The following is a 5,464-nucleotide window of genomic DNA, read 5'->3' on the forward strand; positions in this document are numbered from 1 at the left end:
AAGCCTACATCCTGACCAAGGACGAAGGTGGCCGTCACACGCCGTTCTTCACCAACTACCGTCCGCAGTTCTACTTCCGCACGACGGACGTGACCGGCATCGTGTCGCTGCCGGAAGGCACCGAGATGGTGATGCCGGGCGACAACATCACGGTCGATGTCGAGCTGATCGTGCCGATCGCCATGGAAGAGAAGCTGCGCTTCGCTATCCGTGAAGGCGGCCGCACCGTCGGTGCCGGCATCGTCGTCACCATCAAGGAATAATCGAGCCCGGCATTTGCCGGATCGACAAGAAAAGGGCGGTCTTCGGGCCGCCCTTTTTTGTTTGCCGGGCTATCGGCTACCGCCCTGTCGCTCGACCCTGTTGCAAGCCCTTGGACCTCGTCTAGTATAGGTTGCATCAAGGGGCTTTTTGCAGAATGGTTTCAGGGCGCCTTCACCGTTGTCGGGCATTGTGGTCGCTGGCCTTGATCTGCCTGCTGGCATTGCTTGCCGCGGGCCCGGTAGCCTTTGCGGCGGATGCGGCGCCGGATCTTGGGCCGACGATGCGGTTCGGCATTGTCCGCAGCAACGCACCGGGGTGCGAGCCGATCTGCCCGGAATGGATATCGGCCGAGGGCTCCATAGAAGCCGGCACGCCGGCACTCTTCAAACGCATGCTGAAGACGCTTGGCGGGCGGAAACTGCCTGTTGTCGTGGATTCTCCCGGCGGCAATGTCGAGGCGGCGCTGACGCTTGGCCGGCTGATCCGCAAGAACAAGCTCGATATCGCCATCGGCAAGACGGTGTTTTCCAGCTGCCAGCCCGGTGCGAAGGGATGCCAGGACCGTGACGCCCGCTACTTCGGCGATGTCATCGACTATGGCGCCATGTGCAATTCCGCCTGTCCTCTGATGTTTGCCGGCGGTATCAGGCGGGTGGCCGGCGAATGGGCCTATCTCGGCGTCCATCAGATCACCACGACCTACATCCGCACGAAATTGCAATACCGCACCACCTACCGCATCGTGGGGGGCAAGAAGAAGATCCTCAACACAAAGATCGTCAGCCGCAAGAACGCCGGCAGCTACAAGACCTACGAGATGAGCAAGTCGGTGGAGAAAAAGCTGGCGGCCTATCTCAACCAGATGGGCATCGAACAAGGCATGCTCGAAACGATGAAGGGCACGCCGGCCAGCGAAATTCACCAGATCGCCCTCGACGACATGCTGGCGATGAAGCTGGTCACCAGCACGGACGCTGTAGGCCTGTTGACCGCGGCAAGCCTGTGCGAGCCCGGCCGCCTGGCCACGAATTGCCGGGAAATGCCGGGGGACAAGCCTGATGGCCTGACGGCGACCGCGGCCAAGCCTGCTCCGCCGGCGATCGAACCCGAGCCGGCGCGACACGATGAAGAGCGGCGCGATGAAGACATGCGCTTCGTCGTCGTTCGCGGCACCAATCCGCTCTGCAATCCAGACTGCCCGGAATGGATCTCGGCGGAAGGCGCGATCACTCCCCAGACCCCGCAGAAGCTGCGCCAATTGCTCGCCACGCTCGGCAAACGGCAACTGCCTGTCGTGGTCAGTTCGAGGGGAGGCGACCTGTTCAGCGCCCTGGCGGCGGGACGGCTTATCCATGAAAGGAAGCTCGACGTCGCGGTTGGCCGCACCGATTTCGTCGGCTGTGACCCGGGAGCGTGGAATTGCCTGGCCAAAGAGGGCGCCTATGCCGGGCTGAGCATCGATGCGGGCGTGGAGTGCGATTCGGCCTGCGCGCTGATGCTTGCCGGCGGCATCAAGCGGCTTGTCGGTCCCCAGGCGCGACTTAGCCTCTACCTGATGGGGCAAAAGCAGATGGTCAAGGCCTATCTCGACGAGATGGCGATCGCTCCCGCCCTGTTCGCGGCGATCGAGCGTCGCTCGGTCGAGCGCCGGCTGGAACCCGGCATGATGCTGAAGGTCGGACTGACGACGAGCCTGCAATCGGTCGACGCGCTGACCGGCGCCACCATTTGCGAGGCGGTGCCAAGACCCGAGAATTGCCGGATCCGGCCCTCCGCCAATGCCGAGGCTGACGCGCCGGCCAAATTGTAGACCGCGGCGAAGCCGGAACTGGCCATCGAGGCAGGTTGAGACACTTCCGATTGTTCCGCTATCGTCGCTGCTGGCGGCGCCAGGCAGGCGGAGGATCGAGAATGAGCCAGGATATCCCGACCCTCTACGAATGGGCCGGCGGCGGCGAGGCCCTGAACCGGCTGACCCAGACTTTCTACGACAAGGTGGCGCAGGACCCGATCGTCGGGCCGGTGTTCAAGACCATGTCGCCGGATCATCCCGCCCATGTCGCGGCCTTCATCGGCGAGGTTTTCGGCGGGTCAAAAACCTACAGCGAGCAGTTCGGTGGCCACCGCGAGATGGTCATGCACCATCTGGGCAAGCATCTGAGCGAGGAGCAGCGCCGCCGCTGGATTAGCCTCCTGGCCGATGCAGCCGACGCGGTCGGCCTGCCTGACGATCCGGAATTCCGTTCGGCCTTCATGGGCTATGTCGAATGGGGATCGCGTCTGGCCAAGATGAACTCCAATCTCGGCGAGACGTGCGATCCCGAGACGGAACCGATGCCGGCCTGGGGCTGGGGCGTGCCGGGCGGACCCTATCGGCCGCTGAAAACAAAGTAACCTCTCGCCGAACGAGCTGGTCGTCAGCTGTCCCGATTTCTGGCGCAGGGGGGGTGAAGGTACGTTTGCTTGCAAACCACCCTTTACAGAGCGTGCGGAAGCTTTTAGGAAGCGCCTGCTGCGCCGACATGCGCACGTACGGGCATAGCTCAGTTGGTAGAGCGGCGGTCTCCAAAACCGCAGGTCGTAGGTTCGAGCCCTGCTGCCCGTGCCATTTCCAAAGGGAAATCAGGCACTTAGAAATAGCGCTACTCGGTTGAGAAGCCAAAACGACTGCTGCACATCTATTGCACGGACATGCACGTCCGCGGGCAGCGTCCGACGGTGGCGTAAAATCACACGATTCTGGTGGGCAACTTCACCGTAACGACAGCCTGGTTTGGCGCTGCTCGAGGTTCCACAAAGGTAAAAATTGGCGGGTTGGCACCAAGGAAGCTGGCTTGGCTCGAGTCGAGATTTGCTCCTTTGGTCCGAAGGATGCGGGCGCAGAATACAAACCATCCGACGCTCGGGCATAGGCTTCCATGCTATGCTTTGGACCGCTCGGCTTTGAGAATCTACAGCTTGTAGGCAGCAGGCGGACCAACGGATCCGCGTTCGATGATTGTGGTCGGCAGAATGAGCCTTTCAGCTGGCCGTGCTTCGCCCTTCAAGCGGCGGATGAGCAGTTCCGCGACGCTTTTGCCCAGCGCATAGACGGGCTGGTCGACGACGGTGATGGGCGGGGTCGTGACGCTCGTCCAGTCCGCGTCATGGAAAGTGATGAGCGAGATGTCTTGTGGAATGCGCAGCCCGCGCTGGCGCATGACCTTGAAGATCTCCAGGGCTATGAGACTGTCGGAGGCAAGGATTGCGGTCGGTCGATCTGGCCCCGACAGCAGTTTGTCGGCGAGCTTTCGCGTCTCGTCGGGGCTTGTCGCGCCAAGGCGAATATGACGTTCCGGTCGATCAATTCCGGCGTCCCGGCACACCTTGAGAAAGCCGTCGATGCGCTCACGGACCGATGAGGTGTAGATTTGTCCTAGGTCGCGATACTCATTGCCTTCGGCGTCAACCGCGGTCACATAGGCGATTTTGCTGTGGCCGGCGTCGACAAGGATACGGGTCGCCCGCATGGCGATGTCTCGATCGTCAACCGTAACCGTGTCGACATCGAGATCAGGCAGCGCCCGGTCAAGCAGGGCAAGCGGCCGGCCTGAACGGTGGATGTCGCGCAGGTGTGAGATGTCACGCGATTCCGACGGCGTGACGATCAGTCCGTCGACGCGCTTGCCGATCAACAGCCGCACAGCTGCCCTTTCCGCGTCGATCCGCTCGCCGGAGTTGGCCAAGATGACGTTGAAGCCAGCCGCCCTTGCCGCGTCGCTGATTCCACGCACCGCCAGGCTGAAGAACGGGTTTTCGATGTCTCCGACCACCACGCCGATGATGCCGGACCTGCCGGTCGTCATGCTTCGGGCCAGTTCGTTCGGACGGTAGTCAAGGGCCTTGGCGGCGGCCATGACATTGGCGCGGATCGTGTCGCTGACGACACCGTATCCGCCGAGCACGCGCGCGGCCGTCGCTTTGGACACATTGGCCACTCGGGCGACATCGCTGACCGTTATCGACTGGGTCTTGGGTGCGGTTCTTTTCATTGGATGAACGACTACAAGAGTTGTTGACGGAAGGTCAATCTGGCGATAACGATTATCAAAGAGACCGGTCTCAATCAATAAGAGACCGGTCTCTTTTAGAAGATTGCGGGCCGAGAGGCGCATGCCGCGGTCGCGGCGGCGGGCGATGTCAAGCGTGGGATTGCCGGCTCGACGTCAATACCAAGAAGAACAGACCTTCAGAGTGGAGAGAAGACATGAGCAGGATAGGAATTCTCAAGTCGTTGATGTCACCGGTCCGGGCCGGCGCAATGGCTCTTATGGCTGTGTGCATCGGCGCGGGTTTTGTTTCCGGAGCAGCCGCCGCGGATGACAATCCCTATGGTCTTATTGATGCGAAAGTCATCAGCGTTGGTACCATGGGTGATGCCAAGCCCTACGCTTTCACCCAGGCGGACGGCACATTCACCGGGTTCGACATCGAATTGTTCCGCAACGTCGCGAGCCGCCTTGGCTTCAAGCCGGACCAGGTGATCTTCACCGGTCAGGAATTCTCGGCGCTGATGCCTTCGGTTGCCAACGAGCGCTTCGATGTCGCGGTCGCGGCAATCGGCACGACGGAAGCGCGTAAGAAGACCGTCGACTTTTCCGACGGGTATCTTGCAGGCTATCTCTCCGTGCTTACGTCAGACAAGGCGATCACGTCGGCCGACGGGCTCAAGGGCAAGCGTCTTGGCGTCGTGCAGGGTACGCTGCAGGAAATCTATGCGGCGAAGAATTTTGTCGGGACTGATCTCGTCAAATTTCCTGACAACAATTCGGCCGTCTCGGCGCTCAACAATGGCACGGTCGACGCTCATTTCCTCGATTACGAGGCAGCCAAGGACTATGGCGTTCGTTATCCGGACTTGAAGATCGCGGTTAACATCCCGTCCTTCGACGCGCCGGCAGGCTTCGTCTTGCGCAAGGGCAACGACAAGCTTCGCGATGCGCTGAACACCGCCCTGCATGCGGCCATGCAGGACGGCACCTGGAAGACGCTTTATGAGAAGTGGTTCCCAGGCTCGCCGATGCCCGATCAATACCTCCCCAAGAAGTAACCGCACCCGGGCCCCCCCGGGTGGGGCGGCCGGCGGGCCCCCCCCAGCGGCGGTTGTGGTTGGGGCCGTGGGGGCTCGCGCCCCCAAACGGGGGGAGTCTGAATGGTGGTT

General features: G+C 61.6%; 5 protein-coding genes and 1 tRNA gene. 5 read left to right on the top strand and 1 reads right to left on the bottom strand.

Annotated features, from left to right (window positions below):
- The 4 genes from NKH95_RS33015 to NKH95_RS33030 all read left to right on the top strand — a co-directional run.
- Positions 1-263: EF-Tu C-terminal domain-related protein (locus NKH95_RS33015; protein ID WP_502895422.1), on the top strand; the 263-nt coding region annotated here is incomplete at its 5' end.
- A gap of 155 nt (positions 264-418) precedes the next feature.
- Positions 419-2,074, top strand: coding sequence for a COG3904 family protein (locus NKH95_RS33020; RefSeq protein WP_023814282.1), 1,656 nt, complete (start codon positions 419-421; stop codon positions 2,072-2,074).
- Between the two features lie 101 nt (positions 2,075-2,175).
- Complete coding sequence (locus NKH95_RS33025; RefSeq protein WP_023814283.1) at positions 2,176-2,658, top strand: group II truncated hemoglobin; 483 nt, start codon at positions 2,176-2,178, stop codon at positions 2,656-2,658.
- 138 nt (positions 2,659-2,796) lie between these two features.
- Positions 2,797-2,872 (top strand) — tRNA-Trp (locus NKH95_RS33030).
- A 343-nt stretch (positions 2,873-3,215) separates the two neighbouring features.
- Here NKH95_RS33030 and NKH95_RS33035 read toward each other — a convergent pair.
- Entirely contained in the window at positions 3,216-4,295 is a 1,080-nt protein-coding gene (locus NKH95_RS33035; protein ID WP_023814284.1) for a LacI family DNA-binding transcriptional regulator, read from the bottom strand.
- A gap of 215 nt (positions 4,296-4,510) precedes the next feature.
- Between NKH95_RS33035 and NKH95_RS33040 the strand changes: the two genes are divergently transcribed.
- Entirely contained in the window at positions 4,511-5,353 is an 843-nt protein-coding gene (locus tag NKH95_RS33040; RefSeq protein WP_023814285.1) for an ABC transporter substrate-binding protein, read from the top strand.
- The last annotated feature ends 111 nt before the right edge of the window (positions 5,354-5,464 follow it).

It is taken from the genome of Mesorhizobium sp. M0848 (genome assembly GCF_040319805.1).
Classification (GTDB): domain Bacteria; phylum Pseudomonadota; class Alphaproteobacteria; order Rhizobiales; family Rhizobiaceae; genus Mesorhizobium.